The organism is Mycolicibacterium bacteremicum, from assembly GCF_002086115.1.
Taxonomy (GTDB): Bacteria; Actinomycetota; Actinomycetes; order Mycobacteriales; family Mycobacteriaceae; genus Mycobacterium; species Mycobacterium bacteremicum.
Genome location: NZ_MVHJ01000026.1, coordinates 49339 through 72760 on the forward strand (window position 1 = coordinate 49339; position 23422 = coordinate 72760).

General features: G+C 66.8%; 25 protein-coding genes. 16 read left to right on the top strand and 9 right to left on the bottom strand.

Annotated elements, in window-relative coordinates; all coding sequences use genetic code 11:
* Positions 1 to 57 precede the first annotated feature (57 nt).
* Positions 58 to 495, bottom strand: coding sequence for an acyl-CoA thioesterase (locus tag BST17_RS22685; protein WP_083061154.1), 438 nt, complete (start codon positions 493 to 495; stop codon positions 58 to 60).
* A 41-nt stretch (positions 496 to 536) separates the two neighbouring features.
* On the opposite strand from BST17_RS22685, the gene BST17_RS22690 reads away from it, so the two are divergent.
* A complete protein-coding gene (locus BST17_RS22690) occupies positions 537 to 1520 on the top strand; it encodes a threonine ammonia-lyase (protein ID WP_083061155.1) in 984 nt (327 codons plus the stop codon).
* Here BST17_RS22690 and BST17_RS22695 read toward each other — a convergent pair.
* Together BST17_RS22695 and BST17_RS22700 are read right to left on the bottom strand one after the other, a co-directional pair.
* On the bottom strand, positions 1488 to 1709 hold the full coding sequence (locus BST17_RS22695) for a hypothetical protein (protein ID WP_083061156.1): 222 nt from the start codon (positions 1707 to 1709) through the stop codon (positions 1488 to 1490). The genes BST17_RS22690 and BST17_RS22695 overlap by 33 nt on opposite strands.
* Positions 1710 to 1953: 244 nt before the next feature.
* On the bottom strand, positions 1954 to 3432 hold the full coding sequence (locus tag BST17_RS22700; protein WP_083061157.1) for a peptide MFS transporter: 1479 nt from the start codon (positions 3430 to 3432) through the stop codon (positions 1954 to 1956).
* A gap of 278 nt (positions 3433 to 3710) precedes the next feature.
* On the opposite strand from BST17_RS22700, the gene BST17_RS22705 reads away from it, so the two are divergent.
* A complete protein-coding gene (locus tag BST17_RS22705) occupies positions 3711 to 4976 on the top strand; it encodes a DUF7159 family protein (protein ID WP_456238129.1) in 1266 nt (421 codons plus the stop codon).
* Between the two features lie 137 nt (positions 4977 to 5113).
* Positions 5114 to 5839, top strand: coding sequence for a L,D-transpeptidase (locus BST17_RS22710; RefSeq protein ID WP_083061159.1), 726 nt, complete (start codon positions 5114 to 5116; stop codon positions 5837 to 5839).
* Positions 5840 to 5844: 5 nt separating this feature from the next.
* Here the strand turns inward: BST17_RS22710 and BST17_RS22715 are convergent, their stop codons facing one another.
* The 3 genes from BST17_RS22715 to BST17_RS29380 all read right to left on the bottom strand — a co-directional run bounded on the left by BST17_RS22715 (position 5845) and on the right by BST17_RS29380 (position 7681).
* On the bottom strand, positions 5845 to 6492 hold the full coding sequence (locus tag BST17_RS22715) for a sterol desaturase family protein (protein WP_109750255.1): 648 nt from the start codon (positions 6490 to 6492) through the stop codon (positions 5845 to 5847).
* Positions 6489 to 7211, bottom strand: a complete 723-nt coding sequence (locus BST17_RS22720) for a FadR/GntR family transcriptional regulator (protein ID WP_083061160.1) — start codon at positions 7209 to 7211, stop codon at positions 6489 to 6491. The genes BST17_RS22715 and BST17_RS22720 overlap by 4 nt, the downstream gene beginning before the upstream one ends.
* A 305-nt stretch (positions 7212 to 7516) precedes the next feature.
* Entirely contained in the window at positions 7517 to 7681 is a 165-nt protein-coding gene (locus BST17_RS29380) for a hypothetical protein (protein WP_165762330.1), read from the bottom strand.
* 118 nt (positions 7682 to 7799) lie between these two features.
* On the opposite strand from BST17_RS29380, the gene BST17_RS22725 reads away from it, so the two are divergent.
* Positions 7800 to 9185: an Ig-like domain-containing protein gene (locus tag BST17_RS22725; RefSeq protein ID WP_083061161.1), complete on the top strand. Its 1386-nt coding sequence runs from the start codon at positions 7800 to 7802 to the stop codon at positions 9183 to 9185.
* A 101-nt stretch (positions 9186 to 9286) separates the two neighbouring features.
* Here the strand turns inward: BST17_RS22725 and BST17_RS22730 are convergent, their stop codons facing one another.
* The gene (locus BST17_RS22730; protein ID WP_083061162.1) at positions 9287 to 9736 is read right to left on the bottom strand and encodes a hypothetical protein; all 450 of its coding nucleotides are present in this window, start codon (positions 9734 to 9736) and stop codon (positions 9287 to 9289) included.
* Positions 9737 to 9770: 34 nt separating this feature from the next.
* Entirely contained in the window at positions 9771 to 10601 is an 831-nt protein-coding gene (locus tag BST17_RS22735) for an SDR family NAD(P)-dependent oxidoreductase (protein ID WP_083061163.1), read from the bottom strand.
* 207 nt (positions 10602 to 10808) lie between these two features.
* Here BST17_RS22735 and BST17_RS22740 point away from each other — a divergent pair, with 207 nt between their 5' ends.
* From BST17_RS22740 to BST17_RS22775, 8 genes are read left to right on the top strand one after another with little or no spacing between them, the layout of a single operon-like run.
* On the top strand, positions 10809 to 11621 hold the full coding sequence (locus BST17_RS22740; RefSeq protein WP_083061164.1) for an MlaE family ABC transporter permease: 813 nt from the start codon (positions 10809 to 10811) through the stop codon (positions 11619 to 11621).
* A gap of 3 nt (positions 11622 to 11624) precedes the next feature.
* Complete coding sequence (locus tag BST17_RS22745; protein WP_083061165.1) at positions 11625 to 12473, top strand: MlaE family ABC transporter permease; 849 nt, start codon at positions 11625 to 11627, stop codon at positions 12471 to 12473.
* A 16-nt stretch (positions 12474 to 12489) separates the two neighbouring features.
* Positions 12490 to 13677: an MCE family protein gene (locus BST17_RS22750; protein WP_083061184.1), complete on the top strand. Its 1188-nt coding sequence runs from the start codon at positions 12490 to 12492 to the stop codon at positions 13675 to 13677.
* A complete protein-coding gene (locus BST17_RS22755; protein WP_083061166.1) occupies positions 13674 to 14705 on the top strand; it encodes an MCE family protein in 1032 nt (343 codons plus the stop codon). The genes BST17_RS22750 and BST17_RS22755 overlap by 4 nt, the downstream gene beginning before the upstream one ends.
* On the top strand, positions 14705 to 15787 hold the full coding sequence (locus BST17_RS22760; RefSeq protein ID WP_083061167.1) for an MCE family protein: 1083 nt from the start codon (positions 14705 to 14707) through the stop codon (positions 15785 to 15787). The genes BST17_RS22755 and BST17_RS22760 overlap by 1 nt, the downstream gene beginning before the upstream one ends.
* Entirely contained in the window at positions 15784 to 17247 is a 1464-nt protein-coding gene (locus BST17_RS22765; protein WP_083061168.1) for an MCE family protein, read from the top strand. The genes BST17_RS22760 and BST17_RS22765 overlap by 4 nt, the downstream gene beginning before the upstream one ends.
* Positions 17247 to 18476, top strand: coding sequence for an MCE family protein (locus BST17_RS22770; RefSeq protein WP_083061169.1), 1230 nt, complete (start codon positions 17247 to 17249; stop codon positions 18474 to 18476). Before BST17_RS22765 ends, BST17_RS22770 begins: the two co-directional genes overlap by 1 nt.
* Complete coding sequence (locus BST17_RS22775; RefSeq protein ID WP_083061170.1) at positions 18476 to 20038, top strand: MCE family protein; 1563 nt, start codon at positions 18476 to 18478, stop codon at positions 20036 to 20038. Before BST17_RS22770 ends, BST17_RS22775 begins: the two co-directional genes overlap by 1 nt.
* A gap of 123 nt (positions 20039 to 20161) precedes the next feature.
* Here BST17_RS22775 and BST17_RS22780 read toward each other — a convergent pair whose 3' ends face one another.
* Entirely contained in the window at positions 20162 to 20668 is a 507-nt protein-coding gene (locus tag BST17_RS22780) for an Rv2253/PknI dimerization domain-containing protein (protein ID WP_083061171.1), read from the bottom strand.
* Between the two features lie 141 nt (positions 20669 to 20809).
* Here BST17_RS22780 and BST17_RS22785 point away from each other — a divergent pair, with 141 nt between their 5' ends.
* The 4 genes from BST17_RS22785 (at position 20810) to BST17_RS22800 (ending at position 22954) form a co-directional block, all read left to right on the top strand.
* Complete coding sequence (locus BST17_RS22785) at positions 20810 to 21190, top strand: hypothetical protein (protein ID WP_083061172.1); 381 nt, start codon at positions 20810 to 20812, stop codon at positions 21188 to 21190.
* A 52-nt stretch (positions 21191 to 21242) separates the two neighbouring features.
* A complete protein-coding gene (locus BST17_RS22790; RefSeq protein WP_083061173.1) occupies positions 21243 to 21599 on the top strand; it encodes an Rv2576c family protein in 357 nt (118 codons plus the stop codon).
* Between the two features lie 78 nt (positions 21600 to 21677).
* Positions 21678 to 22373 (top strand): Rv1363c family protein, encoded by a 696-nt coding sequence (locus BST17_RS22795; RefSeq protein ID WP_083061174.1) that lies wholly within the window; start codon positions 21678 to 21680, stop codon positions 22371 to 22373.
* On the top strand, positions 22370 to 22954 hold the full coding sequence (locus BST17_RS22800) for a hypothetical protein (protein ID WP_234807784.1): 585 nt from the start codon (positions 22370 to 22372) through the stop codon (positions 22952 to 22954). The genes BST17_RS22795 and BST17_RS22800 overlap by 4 nt, the downstream gene beginning before the upstream one ends.
* Positions 22955 to 23422: the final 468 nt, after the last annotated feature.

Genomic DNA, 23422 nt, shown 5'->3' on the forward strand with positions numbered 1-23422 from the left:
TAAGGTCGCCGGGATCGACACACACCGGAATCGGCGGCCGGGCAGCCGCGCTCGTCGTCAGCCCGGACGCGGGGCGCCGAAAACCCGGCGCAGTTGATCGGGCACCGGCCGCTTGGTCCAGTCGTCGGTGGACACCACCACGTACACGTTGCGCCCGGTCACCGCGATCTGTTCGACACCGTCCGCGCCGGCGCGCAGCACGGTGAAGGCGACGGTGAAGCTCGTGGTGCCGATCGCCTCGCACGACACCGTGACGCGCACGCTGTCCCGCCAGCGCACCGAGGCGCGGTAGTCGATCTCGCTGCGCACCACCTGGAAATCGACACCGGCGGCGATCAATTCCGGATAGCTCAGCGATCGATGGTCCAGATAGCCGGTCCACGCCTCGTCGAACCACGTCAGATAGTGGCCGTGGAACACCACGGACTGCTGGTCGACCTCGGCGTAGCGGGGGACCACCGGGAACGCGAACGGCGCATCGTCGGCAGGGCTCACGGGGACACCTTGCCCGACGCCGCGGTCGATACCATCGTCGGGTGGCTCCCACCCTCGTCACCCTCGCCGACATCCGCTCGGCCGCGCAGCGACTGCACGGCTCGGTGCTGCGGACGCCGCTGCTACCGGCCCCATGGGGTGACCCGGACCGGCCGTTGTGGCTGAAGCCGGAAAGCCTGCAGGAGATCGGCGCCTTCAAGGTGCGCGGTGCGCTCAACGCGATCGGGCGACTGGGAGCCGACGACCGGCGGCGCGGGGTGGTCGCCTACTCCAGCGGCAATCATGCCCAGGCGGTGGCCTATGCCGCGGCCCGATTCGGTATGACCGCCCACATCGTCATGCCGGAGGAGACGCCGCGGATCAAGATCGAGCGCACCCGCGCGCACGGTGCGCAGGTGGTGCTCTGCGGCATCGGCCGCCGCGAGGCGGTCGCGGCCGAACTCGTCGAACAGACCGGGGCATCGCTGATCCCGCCGTTCGACCACCCCGACATCATCGCCGGCCAGGGGACCGCCGGGCTGGAGATCGCCGAAGACCTGCCCGAGGTCGGCACGGTACTCATCCCGGTCAGCGGGGGCGGGCTGGCATCAGGTGTCGGCACCGCGATCCGGGCGCTGTGCCCGAATGCGCGCATCTTCGGGGTGGAGCCGGAACTGGCCGCGGACACCGCCGAAGGCCTGCGCCGGGGCCGCCGGATCGAGATGTCCATCGAAGATCGCAACCGTACCATCGCCGATGGGTTGCGCTCGCAGCCCTCAGAGTTGACGTTCGCGCACCTGCAGCATGTCCTCGACGATGTCCTGACCGTATCGGAGGAGCAAATCCGTTCCGCGGTGGCCGAACTCGCGACCAAGGCCAGGCTCGTCGTCGAGCCGAGCGGTGCGGTCGGGTTGGCGGCCTACCGGCACCACCACACCCCCGCGGCGCCGACGGTGATCGTCGTCTCCGGCGGCAACATCGAACCGACGCTGCTCACCGAGATCCTGGCCGAATCAGCCGCGGTCGGGGAAGACCAGCGGGACTGACACCCCGCACCCCTGACGGGCGCAGTGGGTCCAGGCATCCTGCTCGGCGGCCGCCTTCAGGCGGCGCCGCTTGCCGGTCCACCCGCATGAGCAGCCGGCCGTGGAGTCGCCCAAGCCGCGGTTGTACACGTAGGCCACCCCTTGCCCAGTCGACTCGGCAAGAAGCTCCTCCAGTTGTAGGACGTTCATCTGGTGCGTCTCCTTCGTCGACCTGACCTCGGTGTCATGCAGACGTACGGTGCCGGCGTCGCAGTGAGAATTCTGCGCTCCTGCGACACGGATTGGCGGGATCAGTGGGTCACGAGTCGGCGCTGATCCTGACAAGCCGCTGTAACGGACACGGCCTTCTTACCCGGGGCATTCCGTTGCTAAACACCCCATCTCCGCACGTCGGTGCACTGAGATTTGTTGCTGTCGCGTCAATTTCGGGCGACTAGTGCACACCCTCCATCAGCCGGCTGATCCGGCCGGCCAAGCCCAGCACGATCACCCCGGCGGCGATGGCCACCAGCCCGAGGATCCCGAAGTAGGCGAATTCCCGGGTCGGGTCGTAGTAGCCGGACAACACACCCGACATCGCGGTGCCCAGGCCGACCGAGAAGAAGTACAGCGCCATCATCTGCGCCCGGAACGCCTCGGGGGCCAGCTGGGTGGTGACGGACAGCCCGATCGGCGACAGCAACAGCTCGGAGATGGCGAACACCGCCATGATGCCCACCACCAGCAGCGCCGGCACCACCTTGCCGGTGCTGCCCGCGGTCGGCAGGAACAGCAGGAAGGCCGCGCCCATCCCGATCACGCCGTAGGCGAACTTCTGCGGGGTTGTCGGCGCGCGGTTGCCCAGCCGGGTCCACATGATGGCGAACAGCGGTGAGAGCAGGATGATCCAGACCGGCTCGATCGAGCCGATCCAGCTCGACGGCGCCGTCCAGCCGAAGATCGACCAGTTCATCCGTTCGTCGGAATAGACGGCGAGCACCGTGAAGATCTGCTGGAACAGCGACCAGAACACCGCGTTGGCGATGAACAGCGGGATGAAGGCGCGTACCCGGGTGCGTTCCAGTCCGCTGACCTTCGGGCTGCGTAGCAGCACCGCGAAGTACCCGGCGGACGCCACGATGATGACCCCGGTGGTGACCTGGGACAGGTTGGCCAACGTCACCAGACCCGTGACGAACGCGACCACGATGACCACCACCACGGCCACGCAGATCCCGATCGCGGGCAGAATCCCGTTGCGCGGCAACGGGTTGGGCACCTCACGGCCGTGGCTGCCCAGGTTGCGGCGGAAGACCACGTACTGGGCCAGTCCGATGGCCATGCCGATGGCGGCGGCGCCGAAGCCGTAGTGGAAGCCGATCCGGGTCTGCAGCAGGCCGGTCAGCAGCGGCCCGATGAACGCGCCCAGGTTGATGCCGAGATAGAACAGCGTGAACCCACCGTCGGCGCGCGCATCACCCTTGTCGTACAGCGTGCCGAGCAGCGAGGACGCGTTGGCCTTGAGGGCGCCGGAGCCGAGCGCCACCAGCACCAGGCCGACCGCCACGCCGCCGATACCGGGCAGCAGGGCCAGCGCGATGTGCCCGGCCATCACCACGACACCGCCGTAGAACACGGTGCGTTCCATGCCGAGCACCCGGTCGGCCAGCCACCCGCCGAGCACGGTGGACAGGTAGACCAGGCCGCCGTACGCCCCGACGATGCCGGTGGCGGTGCTCTTCGACATCTCCAGGCCACCGTCGGTCGCCGAGTAGTACAGGTAGTACCCGAGGATGGTCAGCATCCCGTAGAACGAGAACCGTTCCCACAGTTCGACGCCGAACAGGTTGGTCAGTCCGATCGGATGGCCGAACAACGTGCGCGATGCCCGCGCATCGTCCGGTCCGGCCTGTGTGTGTTCCGCCCCAGTCATGGGGGACACCCTGCCACGTGGGCGGGGTGGCCCGGCGCAATGCCGGGAAGTCGTCGTCCGGTCCGGCGGACAGCGCCCTTCTGGCGAATACTGCAGGCCGCGACGACGTCGGCGTTCGGGGTGTGCGGCAAAGTATGTCGGCCATACTGTCGAGCTGTGAGTGGGTCGATCGGGCACTGCCCGGGTAAGGTCAGCCCGATAACGGGGCGGTGACCGAATCGTCTCGACCCGGTTGCGTGCCCGCAGCCCGGTGGTCCGAAGGGGTTCATGTGGACGCGGTGCTCGGTTTGTCGATGACGCCAACGTCGCTCGGCGTGGTCGTCGTCGACGGTGACGGGACACCCGAGGGCACTGCCGGCCGAGAGTCTTTCGAGGTCCGCGTCGACGGCTCGGATGCCCGCTCGGCCACCGAGCAGGCCACCGCCGCGGTGGGGGCCATCGCCGCCGCCCGCGGTCAGCGACTGAAGTCGATCGGTGTCACCTGGAGCGATGACGCCGACGCCGAGGCCTCGGCGCTGATGGACTCGCTGAACCGCTCCGGATTCGACAACATCGTCCCGATCCGGCTGCCCGAGGCCACCGAGGCGCTCGCCCGCGGGATGGCCGACGTGATCGGCTACCAGACCAGTGCGGTCTGCGTCATCGAACCGGACACCGCGATCGCTCTGATCGTCAACACCGGCGACGGTGCCGTGCAGACCGCGTTCAACCACGGTATCGACAGTGACGAGAGCCTGATCGGCTGGCTCAGCGCCGTGTTCACCCGGGCCGACTGGCAGCCCGAGGCCCTGGTGGTCGTCGGCTCGGCCGGCGGCTTCGACGCCGTCCTGCCGCGGCTGGAGGAGGCGCTGTCGGTTCCGGTGTTCGCCCCCGCCGAGGCGCCGCTGGCGCTGGCCCGTGGCGCCGCGCTGGCCTCGACGCAGACCTTGGGTCTGCCGTTCAACCTCGAGCTTCCCGCCGACAGTGGTGTCGGCCGGCACGCCGCCAAGGAGTCCGGGTTCACCCCGGCGCGGGTGCTGACCGGGCTGCTCGCCGCAGGCGTGGTCACCTTCGTGGTGTCCGCATCGGTGGCGGTGGCTGTGCAGACCTCGCCGCAGCGGGAGGTCGCCGCGCCCGAGCCGGCCGCCGTCGTCGTCGATGCCCCGGCCACCCGGGTCCCGGCCCGCACGCCGGCCGCACCGCAACCCGCCGCCGAGGTCCGCTCGCCGCTGGCCGAGGCGCTCGCACCGCCGGTGGAGTTCGCCCCGCCGCCGCAGGCACCGGTCGAGCCGGCGGTGCCGCAGGCCCCGGCGCCCGAGGTCGCCCCCGTCTACGACACCGCGCCCATCGAGGCGTCGGTGCCCGAGCCCGCATTGGCCCCGCCGCCGGTCGTGGCGCCCCCGCCGGCCGTGGTGCCGCCGCCGGTTCCGCCGGTCGCGACGCCGCCTCAGGTCTTCGAGCCGCCCAAGAAACCCCTGCTGCAGCGCATCAGGGACCGGCTCCGCATCGGGGGCCCCGAGCAGGGCCCACCGGGGCAGATCATCGTCGACCCGCCGCAGGGCTGAGTTTCCCGGCGCGTCGATGGCCCGCGCTGGCTAACATTTGTCGCACTCGGCACGAATAAGCAGGTAATCGATCACGTCGGGTCCGGATGTCCGGAATTCAGGGGAGGTTCGGCACTGTGCGCAGAGCTGTTCGGTATGTGCTGGTCATCGTCGGCGTCGCGGCTGTCGCGCTGGGTGCGTCGACCACCGCAGGGGTTGCCGCCGTAAGCAGGCCGGTACCCGCGGTCGCCGTGTCGCCGGCGCCGGGCGAGGCTGTCGGCGTCGCCTACCCGGTGACGGTCTCCTTCGCCGAGCCGGTCGCCGACCGTGGTCTGGCCGAGCGGGGCATCACTTTTTCCGCGCCGACGGTGCCCGACGGTGAATTCGCATGGCTCGATGACGCGACGGTGCGCTTCACCCCGGCCGAGTACTGGCCCGCGCACTCCACCATCACGGTGGACGCGGTCGGTCTGAAGTCGAGCTTCCAGACCGGTGCTGTCGTGCTCGGCGTGGCCGACATCGATGCCCACACGTTCACGGTGAGCATTGACGGGGAAGTCGCCCGCGAGATGCCGGCCTCGATGGGCAAGTCCGGCTTCGCCACGCCCATCGGGGATTTCACCGCGCTGGAGAAGCAGAGCGTGGTGGTCATGGACTCCCGCACGATCGGCATTCCGCTCGACGACCCGGAGGGCTACAAGCTCACCGTGTATGACGCGGTGCGGGTCACCTGGGGTGGGGTGTATGTGCACGGCGCTCCGTGGTCCACGGGTTCGCAGGGGTACGCCAACGTCAGCCACGGCTGCATCAACCTCAGCCCCGACAATGCCGACTGGTATTACAACAACGTCAGCATCGGTGACCCGATCGTGGTGCAGGCCTGAGGTTTTCAGGCGTCGGCATGCAGGTTGCGCGCGGTCGGTGAGGTCTCGACCGTCGTCGGGTCCGGGTAGGTGCCCAACACCCGGTCGGCGGTGCCGCTGCTGGTCACGGTGAACCAGTAGTGCTCGTTCTTGAAGTGGTGTTGCCGATGGTTGCGCCAGATCGCCCGGTACAGCCCGTGTTTGGGCTTGTAGTCGGTGTGGATCAGGTAGTGGCACCATTCGTAACCGAGGCCCAGCAGGGCCAGGAACGTCAGGAACGTCAGGCCACGTCCGGGGCTCGGGAAGGCCAGCACGGCGATCGCCACGGCAAGCGGCAGCACCCACAGCAGCGACTGCCACGGGATGAACACCAACGGCAGGACGCGGGGGTCGACGTGGTGTTCGCGATGCTTGCGTGACAGCAGCGGGTCCACCCGGATGCCGGCGATGGCACGCGGCCGCCAGTGCAGGATCAGCACGTGGATCAGCCATTCGGCGAACGGGAACACCGCCAGCATGACGATCGGCACCAGGGCGTCGGTCGGCTGCCAGTCGCCGAGGTAGCCGCGCGCGGTCGCCGCTGCGGCCAGGGTGGCCGTCAGCATCCACGGCGTGGGGTGGCGCAGGAACTCGTGCGCCGCGTCGGCCAGGGTGATTCCGCGTCGGGTGTTCACGTGCTCTCCTCGAGGTCGGCCAGCGCCGTGAGCAGCGCGCTGGTGGCGGGTTCCAGCAGGTGGTGTGCGGCGGCGGCCGCCGCGGCGGCGTCTCCGGCGATGACGGCGTCGGCGATGGCGCGGTAGGCGTCCGGGCGGCCGACCTCGGCGGCCATCATCACCGCCAGTGCGGGCAGTGCAGGCTCGTAGGTGGCGCGCAGCGTGTTGTACATCAGTCGGAACGCGATCGAATCAGCATGGTCGACGAGGTGATCCCAGAAACTCAGCGCGTGGCGCTGTCTCATGACGGGATCGGTTTCGACCGTGAGGGTTTCGATGGTTGCTCCGAGCAGTTCGGCGAGGTCGGCGCCGTGGCGCTCGGCGGCCAGTTCGGCAACCTTGGGCCCGTTGTGCAGCCGGGTCTCCAGGATGGAGCGCACCACGGCGGTGTCGAGCTCACCGGCGCGGAACAGCAGCCGGGGGAGCAGGTCGAGTCCGGCGTGGCGGCGAAAGTCGCGCACCGTGGTGGTGTCGCCCTGGCGGATCTCGACCAGGCCGATCGAGGTCAGCCGTTTGAGCGCCTCCCGGATCGCGGGACGCGACACCCCGAGCACCTCGGCGAGGCGGCGCTCGCTCGGTAGCGGGTCGCCGGGCTGCATCGCGCCGCTGAGGACCTCGCCGACGATCTGGTCGAAGACGTCCTCGGGGACCGAGCGGCGGTTCACCGGTTGCAGAGCCATGGATCGAGAATGCACCGCGATCGGTAAGAGGTCAAGTGGTCAGACCTGTTGCTGAATTTGGACCCTCCCGCATCGAAGACCACTTTCCGGTCACCGGGAGACGGGCCACCGCGCGAGGCGTCCGGCCATGAGTGTGTGAGGCGTCACAACGACTCCTGGAGGGCAACCGTCATGCATCAAATGAAACCGTCAACAGTGTGCGCGGACGAGTTCCCGCAGCCAGCCTCCCGGGAAGCGCGCCGCGACCCTCGTGCGGCGAACCGATCAGAACGTCGGCGCGAAGGCCGAACGGCGCGGACCGCGGGCTACGGCAGCCTGGCGCTCTCGGCATGGTTGATCACCGCGGTGGCAACCGGGCACGGCGTAGCCTTCGCCGACGACTCATCGGGATCATCGAGTGGCTCGGACAACTCGTCGTCCTCCTCGTCGAATGATCCATCGTCGCAAAGCTCGAACGATTCGTCGGCCACCGGCTCTCGGCCTGGCACGAACCTCGGGCCACGCCCCACACCGTCGACGCGGGATTTCGCCTCCGACGATGATGGGAACGACACTGAGAGCACGTCGCAGACGGGTTCAACCGCACCGTTGGAACCCGCCGGGGACGCAGACATACCGACCGCCTCTGGCGAAGCGGTCGCCGCCGATGATGCACCCGAAGCGCCGAGCGCCGGCGGCGACACCATTGAGGACGGGGAAAGTTCGCTGGACCAGGAGGGTCCGGTGGAGTCCGACGCTCCCGTCGAGTCCGAGGCTCCGGGCCCGACCGGGACCGGAGTCGACCCGGTGGCGGCGGAACCCGTCACGAAACCCGGCGCATTCCCGGCGTCGGATGCCGGTGGCAACGGCACGGAACGCGGTAACGACACGAGAACCGTTGCAGGCGTGGTGCCGAGCAGGATGACATCTCCGGCCGCTCTCGTCGGGAAGACCACCGGGACGGGTGCTACGCCGATCTCACCGGCCAGAGTGTCGACTCCATCGGCGACGGCTGCGCCGGCCGCACGCACGACCGGAACCGATGTCGTGGTTCCCGCGGCGGTCAATGCCTCGAATCCCATCGCGGTCGTCGTCGGCGCAGTGAACCGGTTCGTCAGCGCACTCTTCAGCCCTTTCACGGCGTTGGCCTCCTCGGCGCCGTCCGGGCAGAACCCGTTCGCATGGGCGCTGCTGGCCTTCGTGCGGCGGACTTTCCTCAATCAGGCGCCCAAGATCGGTGCGGTGTCGATCGGAAAACAACAGGCCGGCGGCGTCATCACCGGCTCCATCGATGCCATCGATCCCGATGAGATGGGCAAAACAGTCAAGATCCGCGCCAATGTCTTTGCGTTTCCCGCCCAGCCGCGCGTTCCCGAACCCGACTGCGGCTGCGCGGTGGTCGACGGAGTCGCCGGCTTGCCGTTCATGAACGACGCGTACCTGGGCACCGACCCTGGCAGCAACTGGCATGCCCCTGACGCCGTCGATATCACCTGCGTCTACATCGGCGCGACGGGCGCGATCACATACACCGGTAAGGAAATCGGTGAGGTGACCATCGCCGGGCTCGGAACAGGTGATGTCACTTTGCTTTTCGACGGCGTGCTGTTGTCGGCGACGCAGGAACGCTCGGTGGCGCAACTCCAGCCACACCTGGGGACGGGGGATCTGAAGGGTGTTCGAGGCACCGTCATCAGTGAGAGCACCCTCGACGCAACGGGTGCCGCGACGGGTGTGCTGACGGGTGAGGTGGTGCGTCCCGAGGTGCGTTACCGTGTCGTCACGCAACCCAAGTACGGTACGGTCGCCATCGACCCGGTCACGGGTCAGTTCACGTACACGCCGGACCCGGCGTTCGCGGAAGTGGGCGGGAATGACTCATTCCAGGTGCTCGCGACCGACGGCCGGTTCAACGTCGCGAACCTGTTCAAAAAATACAACGGCGACCCGGTGACCACCATCAATCTCAACGTGGCCAGCCCTGTCGCGGTGTAACCCCGCTGAACGACGATGCCGGTGCAGAACTGAGGTTCTGCGCCGGTATTCGTTTTTTCGGCAGAGTTACAACAGATTTTGTTGTCACGGTACTGCTCAGCTCACAGACGCACTAACGAGAACGGGTAGGTCAGCGTGCCGGGGGCGCCGTCGCACCCGGCGGCGAACGACGATGTCAGGGTGCCCTGCATGGTCACCGCGTCCCAGGAGTACTCGTCGCGGGTCGCCACGATCGGACCGTAATACACATTGCCGCAACGCAACCCGTCGGGAACATCGACGGTCATGGTGTACCTGCCGTCGACCAGGTGGGCCTCGCCGACGTAGTCGAATGCCTTGGCCACCGGCATCGGGATCCCGCTGATGCTGCGGCAATCATCGGCCGCCGGTATGCAGTGCGACACCGACCACGCCCAGGTGTGAAAGTCGTATCGGGCCGGAACCACCAACTGGTAATTGGCGAAGAACGCGTCGGCACTGCCCGCGGGCGCGGCCGTCAGGGCCACCATGGACAGGGCCGGGACTGCGCACGCGAGTGTGAGAACCCTCATGTCGATCCTTTCTCGCTTGGGATATGACGGGTGATCACATGTGCGAGCCGCCGTCGACCCGCACCTCGGTGCCGGTGATGAAGTAGGCGTCGTTGCTGCCCAACATCGCCACGACGCCGGCGACCGAATCGGGTTGGGCGAAGATCGCCCCGCCGGCCAACGGCAGCATCGGTGCCACCTTGCCGAACAGGCTGTAGTCGGCGTCGTCGGGCAACCCGGGCCCGATACTCTGTCGGGCGCTGCCGGTTCCGTCCGTCATACCGGACGAGATCGAGCCCGGCTGAACAGAATTGAAGCGGATGCCGGCTTTCGCGAACTCCGACGCCCAGGCATGCGTCATGGACAGGACGCCGCCCTTGGACGCGGCATACGCGGCCATGTAGGGATGCGCGAAGTGCGCCGAGGTCGAACTGAAGTTCACGACCGACGGTCCGTTGCCCTGGTGCAGTGCCTCGATCGCGCCGCGGGTGACCAGGAAGGTGCCGACCAGATTGACCCGGAGTACCTGTTCGAAGTCGGCCAGGGTGGTCTGCGCCAGATGCGACGAGCGCAGGATGCCCGCGGCATTGACCAGAGTGTCCAGTCCACCGAGTACGGCGAGTGCCTCGCCGATGCCGGCCTCGACGGATGCCTCGTCGGCGATGTTCAGCACCACCGTTGCGAGCCGACCCTCCACATCGCCGGCCTTGGCGACGGTGTCCTGCAGACCCTCGGCGCTGATATCCGCGGCGACGACGTGCCCGCCCTCGGCCAGGATGCGAAGCACGCACGCCTGGCCGATGCCCGAACCCCCGCCGGTGATCAGTACGCGACGTCCGACGTAGCGCTCGAGGTGGGACGACGGCGACGGGGTGGGAACGGACACAGCTCGGCTCCTGTCATGGTGGTGAACGCTCAGGCGTATCGACAGCCGTTTACGTTCCCGTGCCGACCGCGTCCTCCGTGTGATGGCTCCCGGTGGATGGGACGTGGTGTGTCGCACGTCATGCCGGGCTGTCACCGTTTCGTAGTCAGCGTGCCGGCAGGCCGGTTGTGAGGTTCGGCAGAACCAGTCGTGGAGGTTCTTCGGTACATGGTGGACAAGGCCCAGGACCGCTGGTCATCCGGGATTCCGATATTCCGGGCCGGGGGACCGGGTCCGATGCGTGCCATCGGCGGATTGCTGGCCATGTCCGCCGACGCGGTCAAGTTCATCTTCCAACGGCCCTTCCAAGGACGCGAGTTCATCGAACAGTCCTGGTTCGTGGCGCGGGTGTCGCTGATGCCCACGATCCTGGTGGCGGTGCCCTTCACCGTGTTGGTCAGCTTCACGTTGAACATCCTGTTGCGCGAGCTGGGTGCCGCGGACCTCTCCGGTGCGGGCGCGGCATTCGGCGCGGTCACCCAGGTGGGCCCGATGGTGACTGTGTTGATCGTCGCCGGTGCCGGCGCGACGGCAATGTGCGCCGACCTTGGTTCCCGCACGGTGCGCGAAGAGATCGACGCCATGGAGGTACTGGGGATCAATCCGGTACAGCGCCTCGTCACGCCGCGCATGTTGGCGTCGGGGCTGGTGGCGCTCTTACTCAACAGCCTGGTGGTCATCATCGGCATTCTCGGCGGCTACGTCTTCTCGACCTTCATCCAGGGCGTCAATCCCGGCGCCTTCGCCGCCGGCATCACCTTGCTCACCGGCGTACCCGAGGTGATCATCTCCTGCGTCAAGGCCGGCTTGTTCGGCCTGATTGCCGGATTGGTGGCCTGCTACCGCGGCCTGATGATCAACAGCGGCGGAGCGAAAGCCGTGGGTAACGCGGTCAACGAGACGGTGGTGTATGCCTTCATGGCATTGTTCGTGGTGAACGTTCTGGTCACCGCCATCGGCATCCAGATGACATCGGACTAGCAGATGACTGCGACGCGTTCACTCCGTCCGAACCTGACCCGCGAACTCAACAGGCCGGTCAGGTCGCTCGGCCGCATCGGCGATCACACCATGTTCTACGGCCGCGCACTGGCCGGCGTGCCGCATGCGGTTGTGCATTATCGCCGCGAGATCATCCGGCTGATCGCGGAGATCAGCATGGGCGCAGGCACTCTGGCGATGATCGGCGGGACGGTCGTGATCGTCGGTTTCCTCACCCTGGCCGCCGGCGGCACCCTGGCCGTGCAGGGCTACAGCTCGCTCGGTGACATCGGCATCGAGGCGCTGACCGGCTTCCTGGCCGCTTTCATCAACGTCCGGATCTCGGCTCCCGTGGTGGCCGGCATCGGGTTGGCCGCCACCTTCGGTGCGGGTGTCACCGCGCAGCTGGGAGCCATGCGCATCAATGAGGAGATCGACGCGCTGGACGCCATGGCCATCCGGCCCGTCGAGTATCTGGTGAGCACCCGCATCGTGGCGGGCATGATCGCCATCACGCCGCTGTACTCGATCGCGGTGATCCTGTCGTTCGCGGCGAGCAAGCTCACCACAGTCGGGCTCTTCGGCCAGTCTGCAGGGCTGTACAACCACTACTTCTCCACCTTCCTCAATCCGATGGACCTGCTGTGGTCATTCCTGCAGGCCATCCTGATGGCCATCGCGGTGCTGCTGGTGCACACCTACTTCGGCTACTTCGCCAGCGGTGGACCGTCGGGCGTGGGGGTCGCGGTGGGCAATGCCGTGCGCACCTCGCTCATCGTCGTGATCTCGGTGACGCTGCTGGTGTCCCTGTCGATCTACGGCTCCAACGGCAACTTCAACCTGTCGGGATAGGGGAGCGCACATGGCGATGAGTCCGAGCCTCAAGCGGCCCCTGATCGGGTTGGCGACAGTCGGTGTGCTGCTGGCCGTTGTCGCGGTCTCGATCGGGTTGTTCCGCGGCAGTTTCACTACGACAGTGCCGGTCACCGTCGTTGCGCAACGGGCAGGCCTGGTCATGAACGCCGACGCCAAGGTGAAACTGCACGGAGCCCTGGTCGGTTCGGTGGAATCGATCGAGTCCCTGCCCGACGGTTCGGCCAAACTGCATCTCGCCATGGACCCGTCCTATATGGACATCATCCCCGCGAATGTGAACGTCGACATCGCGTCGTCCACGGTGTTCGGCTCCAAGTTCGTCGAGCTGGTCCCACCGCAGGATCCGTCACCGCAGGCGCTGGCCGGAGGGCAGCAGCTTGACGCCGGACACGTCACCGTCGAGATCAACACCGTCTTCGAACAGCTGTCGACGGTGCTGCAGAAGATCGAACCCACCAAGCTGAACGAGACGCTCGGGGCGCTGTCCACCGCCATGGACGGCCGGGGCGACCAGATCGGGCAGATGCTGTCCGATTTCGACAGCTTCCTGGCCGAGATCGATCCGATCCTACCGACCCTGGAACACGAGATCACGGTCGCCCCAAAGGTATTCAACGCCTACGCCGATGCCGCCCCGGACCTGATGGCCACCGTCGACTCGGCGACGAGCATGAGTGACACCCTGGTTGATGAGCAGCACAACCTGGACTCGCTGCTGATCAGCGTCATCGGACTGGCCGACACCGGCACCGAGGTCATCGGCGGCAACCGCCAGGCCATCACCGACACGATGCGGCTGCTGGTCCCCACCACCGACCTGACCAATGAGTACAACGCGGCCTTGACCTGCGGGCTGGGTGGCGCGGTACAACTGGCGAAGGCGCCCGGCACCCCGCTGCCCGGCGGCCTGTTGTTGCAGACGATCGTGCTCGGGCAGGAGCGCTACCGCTACCCGGCGAACCTCCCCAAGGTGGCGGCCACCGGCGGCCCGCAGTGCACCGATCTGCCCAAGGTGCCGTTCCAGAAGCATCCGCCCTTCGTCATCACCGACGTCAACGCCAATCCCGCTCAGTACGGCAACGAGGGAATCCTGTTGAACTCCGACGGCCTCAAGCAGGCGTTGTTCGGCCCGATCGACGGGCCGCCACGAAACACCGCACAGATCGGCCAGCCCGGATGAGCAGTTTCAGCAAGACGGCGCTGAAGTTCGGCGCATTCGGACTGACGATGGTCGTCCTCACCGCCGGTCTCTTCGCGATCTTCAGCCAGTACCGATCCGGCTCCACCGTCGGTTACGCGGCGGTCTTCAAAGACTCGTCGGGCATCAAATCCGGGGATTCGGTACGGGTTTCCGGCATCCGGGTGGGCACCGTCCGCGATGTCGAACTACAGCCGGACAACACCGTGCTGGTCGAATTCGACGCCAACGACAACATCCGGATGACCGAGAACACCACGGTGGCTGTGCGGTACCTCAATCTCGTCGGCGACCGCTATCTCGAGCTCATCGATCAGCCCGGATCGACCAGGATCCGCCCGCCGGGAACGCGTTTCGGTATCGAGCAGACCGAGCCCGCACTGAACCTGGACCTGCTGCTGGGCGGACTCAAGCCGGTGATCAAGGGACTGAACCCCGATGACGTCAACGCGCTGACCAACTCGCTGATCCAGATACTGCAGGGTCAGGGCGGCGATCTGGAATCCCTGTTCGCCCGGACGTCGTCGTTCACCAATGCGATCGCGGACAACGGGCAGACCGTCGAGAGCCTAATCGACAACCTCAACGACACGCTGGCCGTGCTGTCCAACGACGGGGCAAAGTTCTCCGGTGCGGTCGACGGCCTGGAACGCCTGGTGACCGGGCTGGCCGCCGAGCGCGACCCGATCGGTGACGCCATCGCCGCGCTGGACAACGGCACCGCTTCGCTGGCCGATCTGCTCACCGACGCCCGTCCGGCGCTGTCGGGCACGGTGGATCAGCTGACCCGGATGGCCCCGCTGCTGTCGAACGACACCGACCTGGCCCGGCTGGAGCTGCTGTTGCAGAAGACGCCGCAGAACTACCGCAAATTGGTGCGCTTGGGCTCCTACGGCAGCTGGCTGAACCTCTACATCTGCGGAGTCTCGATCCGCGTGTCCGACCTGCAGGGACGTACCGCTCACTTTCCCTGGGTCATCCAGAACACCGGAAGGTGCGGTGAACCCTGATGCAGAAATACCGGCAATCGAAGTTGGTCCGTTCGGGTTTGTTGGGGTTAGTGCTGATGGCCCTGATCATCGCCGTCGGGTTGCAGCCCCAGCAGCTGGTGGCATGGGCCACCTCGGTGCGCTACCAGGCGATCTTCGCCGAGGCCGGCGGACTGTCCGCGGGCAACAACGTCAAGGTCTCCGGGGTCACCGTCGGCACCGTCTCGGATGTGGAACTCGATCAGGGCAAGGCATTGGTGACCTTCGCGGTCAACAGCAAGGTGCGTTTGGGCGCGGACACCACCGTCCAGATCGGGATCGGCACCCTGCTCGGGGAACGTGTTCTGGTGGTCGAGCCGCGCGGCAGCGACCGCATGCGCGCCCTCGACGTCATCCCGTTGACCCGGACGTCCTCGCCATACTCGCTGACCGATGCGCTCAACGAATTCACCTCCAACACGGCAGAAACCGACACGGCGGCCATCAACCAGTCCCTCGACGTGCTGTCCGAGACCATCGAACGGCTGGCGCCACAGCTGGGCCCCACGTTCGACGGAGTCAGCCGCTTGTCGAGATCGCTGAACAGTCGCAACGAATCGCTGAGTCACCTGCTCACCGCCGCGTCCGATGTCACCGGGATCCTCTCGGAGCGCAGCCAACAGGTGAACAGCCTGCTGCTCAACGCCAATGACCTGCTCGGTGTACTGCAGAATCGCCGCTACGCGATCGTCACCCTGCTGGCCAACACCACGGCCGTGGCGCAACAACTCTCCACCCTGGTTGACGAGAACGAGGCCGAACTCGCCCCGACGCTCGGGCAGCTCAACCGGGTCTCGGAAATGCTGGAACGCAACCGGGACAACCTGACGAAGTCGCTGACCGGGTTGGCGAAGTACCAGCTCACCCAGGGCGAAGCGGTCAACAACGGGTTCTACTATTACGGTTTCGCGTCGAACCTCCTGCCGGGGCCTGCCATTCAGCCGTTCCTGGACTACGCGCTGGGATTCCGTCGCGGCGTGAACGCCGGGCAGCCACCGGACAGCGCCGGCCCGCGCGCCGAATTCCCGTTCCCGTACAACGGTATTCCCGGAGGTTCCCGATGACCGCGTTCGGCCCCCGGGCCAGGAAGCTCACCGTCGTCGCCGCGGTGATGGCGGTACTGGCGGGCGCCGGTGTCCTGCTGTACCAGAACCTGTTGAGTCCTAAGACCATCGTCGCCTACTTCACATCGGCCACCGCCATCTACCCGGGCGACGAGGTTCGGGTGGTCGGTGTTCAGGTCGGCACCATCGGGGCCATCGAGCCGCAGGGCACCCGCACCAAGGTGACGCTGCGGATCGACCGTGATGTGCCGGTACCGGTGGATGCCAAGGCGATCATCGTCGCGCCCAACCTCGTGTCGGCGCGCTACGTGCAACTGACGCCCGCTTACGGCGCGACCCCGGAAGCTGGTGGCGCCACCATGGCCGACGGCGCGGAGATCGGCGAGGATCGCACCGCGATCCCGGTCGAATGGGACGAGATCAAGGATCAGCTCACCCGGCTGGCCACCGAGCTGGGCCCGGACAGCGGCATCTCCGAGACCTCGCTGGGCCGCTTCATCAACAGCACCGCCGATGCCATGGCGGGCAACGGCGATCGCCTGCGTGAGACCATCACCCAGCTCTCCGATGTCGGCAGGGTCCTGGGCGAGGGCAGCGGCGACATCGTCGAGGTGATCAAGAACCTCCAGGTGTTCGTGACCGCCCTGCGGGACAGCAACACCCAGATCGTGCAGTTCCAGGACCGCCTCGCCGATGTGACCGGCGTCGTCGACGGCAGCCGCAACGACCTCGACTCGGCCATCACCGAGCTGTCGGCCGCAGTCGGCAAGGTGCAGAGCTTCATCGCCGGGTCGCGGGACCAGACCGCTGAGCAGGTCGAGCGGCTGGCCAACGTCACCCAGGTTCTCGCCGACAACAGCATGGTGGTCAAGAACGTGCTGCATGCCGCACCGAACGCGTTGGTCAACGGCTACAACATCTACAATCCCGATACCGGTGGTCCACGCGGATCTTTCGCGATGAACAACTTCTCCAACCCCGTCGCGACCATCTGCTCGGCGATCTCGGCGGTGGAGAACGTCACCGCCGAGGAGTCCGGCCGAGCCTGCGCCCAGTACCTCGGGCCGGCGCTGCGGTTGATGAATTTCAACCACCTGCCCATCCCGTTCAACGCCTATCTCGGGCCCGCGCCGAAGAACGTCATCTACTCCGATCCGGCGTTGGCGCCCGGCGGCGCCACGCCCGACCCCGCCGAGATCCCACCCGCCGTATCGGCGTACACCGGGGCGGGCGATGTGCCACCTCCGCCAGGGTGGACCAATCCGCCGCATCGGCCGGGTGCCTACGCACCGACGGGATTGCCGGCCGCCCGCACCCCGGCGCTGTACCCGGGTGCCCCGATCCCGCCGGGCCTGCCCGCCCCGGCTCCGGCGGCGACGAATCTGCACGATCTGTTGCTACCTGCCGAGGTCCCACCTCCGGCCGCACCCGCTGTGCCCGTTCAGGGAGGTACCCCGTGATGAAACCGCTGTCTGTCCGTGGCTGGGCTGCGGCGGCCTGCTGCACCGTGCTGGTGACCGCCGGATGTTCGTTCGACGGCATCAACTCCCTACCGCTGCCCGGCACCGTCGGGACCGACCGGGACGCCACCACCTACACCGTCCAGCTCGCCAATGTGGGAACCCTGGAATCGAATTCGCCCGTCATGATCGGTGATGTGGTGGTCGGGGCCGTGCGTCGCATGACGGTGGACGACTGGACCGCCAAGGTGGAGGTGTCCGTGATCCCCGATGCGGTGGTGCCCGCGAACGCGGTGGCCACCGTCGGTCAGACCAGTCTGCTCGGATCGATGCACCTGGCTCTCGACCCGCCGCTGGGGGAGACCCCAGCGGGCCGACTCACACCGGGTGCGACCATCCCGCTGGCCAAGTCCTCGACCTACCCCTCCACCGAACAGACGCTCTCCTCGCTGTCGGTGGTGGTCAACGGCGGCGGTCTGACCCATATCGGCGATATCGTGCACAACTTCAATGCGGCCCTCGACGGTCGCCAGGGCCAGATCCGCGCCCTGCTGACCCGGATGAACAAAGTCATCGCAATGCTGGACACCCAGCAGGACCACATCATCGGGTCCATCGAGGCGCTGAACCGATTGGCCGGGACGTTCGCCGGTCAACGTGCCGTGCTCAGTCGGGCGCTGGAGCGCATCCCACCCGCCCTGGATGTGCTCAACGCGCAGCGGCCCCGCATCACCACCGCGCTGACCAAGCTCGGCGGATTCAGTGACACCGCAACACAACTGATCAACGAATCACATGACGACATCGTGCGAAACCTGCAGAACCTGGAACCCACGGTGCGGGCACTGGCCGATGTCGGTCCGGACCTGGCCACCGCGTTGGCGTTCCTGCCCACGTATCCCTACACGCAGGAGTTCATCGACCGCGGTATCCGCGGTGACTACATGAACCAGTTCATCGTCTTCGACTTCACCATCCCGCGTCTGAAGAGCGGAATCCTGTTGGGCACCCGCTGGGGTGAGCCAAACGCCACCATGGTGCCCGCACCGGGCGACCCCTGGTACAACACCTACACCCGGGATCCGTTGCTGGCACCGGTCACTCCGGTTCCTGCCGAGATCGCACCCATTCCACCGCTCGTCGAAAACGCGGGCCCGGTTCCCGGCGCGGATGTGACGCCGACCGGCCAACCCGATCCCGCTGCTGCGCCTGCCACCGGGGGCAACTGATGTTGACGCGCTTCGTCCGCACCCAGCTGATCATCTTTACCATCGCCTCCATCGTGGGCGTCGGCTCGATGATTTTCGTCTACCTGCAGGCACCCGTCCTGCTCGGTATCGGACGCATCGGGGTCACGCTGCAGGTCCCGTCCACCGGCGGTCTCTATCAATTCTCGAATGTCACCTACCGCGGCATCGAGGTCGGCAAGGTCACCGAGATCCGGCCGACCCGTGATGGCGCCGAGGTGACAATGTCGCTGCAACGATCGCCGAAGATCCCCGCCGACCTGCAGGCCAATGTGCGCAGCGTGTCGGCGGTCGGTGAGCAGTACGTCGATCTGGTTCCGCGCAGTGACGGCGCGCCCTACCTGGAGGACGGCTCGATCATCACAGCCGACAACGCGACGCTACCGCAACCGGTGGGCCCGATGCTCGACCAGATGAGTGCGCTGGTCGACAGCATCCCCACCGGCAAGCTCAGCGGCCTGCTCGACGAATCGTTCAAGGCGCTCAACGGAACCGGTGACGATCTGGGTGCCCTGTTCGACGCGTCGGCTCGGTTGGCCGCCGGCTTCGACGAATCGGCCGACAACACCCGGGCGCTGATCGAGGACGGGCGCCCGCTGTTGGACGGTCAGGCGGAAAAGGTCGAATCCATCCGGTCCTGGGCCGCCAGCCTGGCCGGCATCACCGACTCCATCGCCACGCGGGATCAGGAGGTACGCACCATCCTGCGCACCGGCTCGGGCACGGCCGACGAGGCGTCGCGGCTGCTCACTGCGGTCAAGCCGACCCTGCCGGTGCTACTGGCCAACCTCTCGACGGTCGGGCAGATCGGCATCACCTACAACGCGTCGCTGGAACAGTTACTCGTCCTACTACCGCCGTACCTGGCGGCCACTCAGTCCTATGGCTCGTCGTTGAACAACCCGACGGGTATGGCATTGTCGGAGTTCAGTCTGACCCTCGGCGATCCGCCTGCTTGCTCGGTGGGCTTCCTGCCGCCGTCATCGTGGCGGTCGCCGGCCGATGAGAGCGTTATCGATACCCCGGAAGGGTTGTATTGCAAACTGCCGCAGGATTCGCCGATTGGGGTGCGCGGCGCGCGTAACTTCCCGTGCATGGGTCAGCCCGGCAAGCGGGCCCCCACGGTGGAGATCTGTGAGAGCGACCGTCCGTTCGAGCCGCTCGCGATGCGCCAGCACGTCACCGGGCCGTACCCCATCGACCCGAACCTGATAGCTCAGGGTGTGCCGGTGGATGATCGGATCACGTTCCAGGATCAGATCTTCGGACCGCTCGCGGGTACGCCGATGCCGCCGGCAGGGCCCCCGGCAGCTCCGGCGCCCCCATCGCCGGTTGCACCCGCACCTGCAGCGCCGACGCCCGGTGGTGGCGGTGCCGTACCCACCGCGCCGAGCGCGCACGCGTCCGCATCCGGAGCGCCGTCGGTGGCGTTCGCCACCTACAACCCGGAGACGGGTCAGTACGCGGCGCCCGACGGCAATGTCTACAGCCAGACGGACCTGATCGCGCCGGCGCAGACGTGGGAAGACCTTCTGCCGAAGTGATGTGAACTCGCGGGGCGCTACCGACCGTGTCGGTGGCGCCCCGTGGCCTATCACGGATCGGCCTCACAGGGGACGGCAGGGGACGGCGAGCAGCCTTCGAGGAAAAGCCGAGGACAGTAAAACTCAGCCGACCTTGACGAGCTTGAACGGCATGTTTATGTACACGGGTTTGCTCACCCCGCACGCGCCACTGGGGCCGACTGTGACATCCTCGCCGACAAGCGTGTTGGAGGACGGATCGACGTTGGCGCCTTCCGGGGTCATCGGCTTGAATCGAAAGGTCTGCAGCCCCGGTGCCGTGCTGCCGTCCGGGCACGGAATCCAGTTCTCGACGGTGTGTTTCACGTACCAGACGCCGCTGCGCTGATAGATGGGAGCCGTCCAGCCGAAGTCGCTCTGCACTGTGCCGGTGCACTCACCGGGGTAGCTGCATTGAGTGCTGACCGTCCAGGTGCTGCGCAGGCTTGCCTGGTCGTAGAAGACCTCGTTCTTGCGCGCCCACTCACCGTTGGACGTGGCGGTGTAGCTGCCGTTGATGCCCCACTCGGGGTTCTCGGCATGTGCCACGGGCGCCGTCAACGCAGTGCAGGTGACGGCGGTGATTATGACGAACGGGGGTACACGCAGCATTGCCTGCTCCTCGGACGGGCCGGCTGCCCGAAATCAGCAGCCTTTGCAGTAAATACCGCCTGTCGGCGACCCGCCAGCATCCTGTCCACTGAGTGGACCTCCAACAACCAGGTGGATTACCGGCCTGAGAAAGTGCGCGCTATGAAGATGCGCGCGGTGATGGTGACGGCATCGCTGGCCGCTGCGCTGCTGACCGCGGCTCCGGCGCAGGCGGAACCGGCCTTCTGCGACGGTCCGGACTGCACGCCGGGTATCAAACCTGGAGTCGTGCTGGGGGCGCCGTGCCCGGATACCGCGTATTACGTCTTCGGCATCACATCCTGGGGTCGGATGGTGTTCTGCGGTTCGCCACGACGCTATGAACCCAGATATTTCCGCTCACCGTCGATGGCGGGCGTAAAGGAGTTCGGTGTCAGCTGTACGGGCTACGAGGATTGGGTGGCCCAGGCCCCCGATGGCCTGTTTTTGAGCTGCCAGTCCAGCGAGGGCGCCGCGTTGTGGGGTCGTGGTGACAGTGTTTAGAAACGAGTTGCAGGTCTTTGCATGCTCGATCCTCAGCGGAGTCGTCGCGATCATGACGGCGGGCCCGGCACAGGCCGAGCCACCGGCCCATCAGGTGACCTACACGGTGACCGCGGCTACCCCGGTAACCGCCGATATCCGCTTCCGCGACGTGGATCCGCCGACGTGGGCCGCCTACAGCCACAATCCGTACGTCTTCAGCCCCAAGGTCGAGGTCGAGGTGGGTCCCGACCGGCCGTGGGTGCTGCACACCACGCTGGTCGACCCGAATCGCTGGGCGATGGTGTCGGCCACCAGCGGCCGTATCCCCGGCGATCCCGCATTCAGATGTGAATTGGCGGTCGACGGTGTCATCGTCGCCACCGGCGACGGGCCCAGGGGCGCGCTGTGCTCGCTGCGGCACTGGTGAGCAGGCGCTGCGTGTGACGGGGCCCACTGGATGGGAAGGTTAGGTCTCAGTCGGTCGGGTTCGCTCTAGCGTGCCGGTATGTCGAGAACTGACGCACCGCCTGATATCGAGGCGGATTGTGCCGAGGCAGACCGCGACGCCGAGCTCTCACCAGAAGAGTTGGCGGAGCAGTTCGATGAGGCCGAGGCCAATGCGGCGGCGGCCGAACAGAAGGCGGTTGAGGCCAGGGCACTGGCCGATCGCCTGAGCGCCGAACGGGATGCCGCGCCGGACGCTACGCCGGGCCGCAAGTCAGGCTGGACGCGGTTGGCCGCTGTCTTCGCACTGATCGCCACCATCGCCCTGCTGACTGCGGGCGGGTTCATGATCAAGCACCAGCGGGATGTGCGGGCCCATGACCGTGCCCGAGCCGAGTTCGCAGCTGCCGCGCGGCAGGTGGTGGTGACCCTGATGTCGATCGACTTCAAGAACCCGCAGGAGAGCGTGCAGCAAATCGTCGACAACTCGGTCGATCCGTTCCGTCAGGAGTTCCAGGGCGCGGCCGACGACTTCGTCAAGGTCTCGCAGGATGCCAAGGTGACCACGAAGGCAACCGTGAATGCCGCTGGGGTCCAGTCGATGACTGCCGATGCCGCGGTGGTCATGGTGGCCGCGTCCTCCACGGTGACCAATGCCGAGGGAGCCGAAGAGGCGCCGCGCAACTGGCGGCTGATGGTCGATCTGAAACGCGAGGGCGACCAGATCAAGATGTCGAAGGTGGAGTTCGTCCCGTGAGTATTGAGGAGACTAGCGCGCCGTTGGCGGTCGAGGAAGCAGAGGCCCGGCCGACGGCCGGATCGTCCGGGCTGGCCGTGCGGGTCCGGTCGCTTCTGACCACCCGGTGGAAGGGTCTGACGCTCACCGCGTCGCTGGCGGCTGCCGCGGTATTCGCCTCGGCGTTGTACGTCACCAGCTTCTGGCCGGGCCAGCAGACCGACGCGGCGGCCGAACAGGTCGTCATCGACTCGGCGTCGACGGCGACGGTGACGCTGCTGTCGTACGCACCGGACACACTGGATCGCGACCTGCAGCGCGCACAGGAGCTGATGTCCGGCGAATTCTTGACCTACTACGGCAAATTCAGCAATGAGGTGGTCGCGCCGGCCGTCCGAGAGCGCGGCATCAAGGCCAGCGCGAAGGTGCTCGATGTCGCCGTGATGGAGATGCACCCGGACTCGGCCAAGGTCCTGCTCTTCCTGAATCAGGAAACCACCAGCCGGGACCGTCCGGAGCCGGCACTGACCGCCAGCAGTGTCGTCGTCAGCATGACCAAAGCGGATGGGAACTGGTTGATCTCGGCGCTGGACCCGGTCTGACCCCCGGGCCCACCTCGCTTTCCCGGCGAGCGTGCGTGTCTGAGCCCAACACACCGATCCTTCAGGCGAGTTTGCGCACGCTGGCCGGTCGTCTGATTCATCCTCGCGCACTGATTGGTGCTTCGTGCCGGCCGATTTCATGACGACACACCGCACTCGTCATGCCCGGCGACGACGTTGATGCCCCGTCGTGGTGCCGCCCCTTCCGCATATATCTCGACGGTGCCCGCAGGTCCTCGCCCAATAGTTGTTCCCGGCCAACCCTTTTGACCTGTATCGACCAACTTATCGCTCAGGTTGAGGGCACCGCGAGCGTGCAGAAGTCTGGGTGAAACTCGGCGTGTTGGGGTGCAGACGCGCACGCTCGCGGTGGAGGGTTGGGTGTCAGCGGGCGACGACGACCGAGGAGCCGTGGCCGAAGAGGCCTTGGTTGGCGGTGACGCCGACGGTGGCGCCTTCGACCTGGCG

Bases quoted from the DNA above. Each gene is read 5' to 3' on its own strand.
- BST17_RS22695 (WP_083061156.1), bottom strand. From the start codon at position 1,709: ATGAACGTCCTACAACTGGAGGAGCTTCTTGCCGAGTCGACTGGGCAA.
- BST17_RS22750 (WP_083061184.1), top strand. From the start codon at position 12,490: ATGAGTCCGAGCCTCAAGCGGCCCCTGATCGGGTTGGCGACAGTCGGT.
- BST17_RS22765 (WP_083061168.1), top strand. From the start codon at position 15,784: ATGACCGCGTTCGGCCCCCGGGCCAGGAAGCTCACCGTCGTCGCCGCG.
- BST17_RS22780 (WP_083061171.1), bottom strand. From the start codon at position 20,668: ATGCTGCGTGTACCCCCGTTCGTCATAATCACCGCCGTCACCTGCACT.
- BST17_RS22760 (WP_083061167.1), top strand. From the start codon at position 14,705: ATGCAGAAATACCGGCAATCGAAGTTGGTCCGTTCGGGTTTGTTGGGG.
- BST17_RS22755 (WP_083061166.1), top strand. From the start codon at position 13,674: ATGAGCAGTTTCAGCAAGACGGCGCTGAAGTTCGGCGCATTCGGACTG.
- BST17_RS22770 (WP_083061169.1), top strand. From the start codon at position 17,247: ATGAAACCGCTGTCTGTCCGTGGCTGGGCTGCGGCGGCCTGCTGCACC.
- BST17_RS22790 (WP_083061173.1), top strand. From the start codon at position 21,243: ATGACGGCGGGCCCGGCACAGGCCGAGCCACCGGCCCATCAGGTGACC.
- BST17_RS22740 (WP_083061164.1), top strand. From the start codon at position 10,809: ATGGTGGACAAGGCCCAGGACCGCTGGTCATCCGGGATTCCGATATTC.
- BST17_RS22745 (WP_083061165.1), top strand. From the start codon at position 11,625: ATGACTGCGACGCGTTCACTCCGTCCGAACCTGACCCGCGAACTCAAC.
- BST17_RS22775 (WP_083061170.1), top strand. From the start codon at position 18,476: ATGTTGACGCGCTTCGTCCGCACCCAGCTGATCATCTTTACCATCGCC.
- BST17_RS22700 (WP_083061157.1), bottom strand. From the start codon at position 3,432: ATGACTGGGGCGGAACACACACAGGCCGGACCGGACGATGCGCGGGCA.
- BST17_RS22720 (WP_083061160.1), bottom strand. From the start codon at position 7,211: ATGGCTCTGCAACCGGTGAACCGCCGCTCGGTCCCCGAGGACGTCTTC.
- BST17_RS22730 (WP_083061162.1), bottom strand. From the start codon at position 9,736: ATGAGGGTTCTCACACTCGCGTGCGCAGTCCCGGCCCTGTCCATGGTG.
- BST17_RS22785 (WP_083061172.1), top strand. From the start codon at position 20,810: ATGAAGATGCGCGCGGTGATGGTGACGGCATCGCTGGCCGCTGCGCTG.
- BST17_RS22795 (WP_083061174.1), top strand. From the start codon at position 21,678: ATGTCGAGAACTGACGCACCGCCTGATATCGAGGCGGATTGTGCCGAG.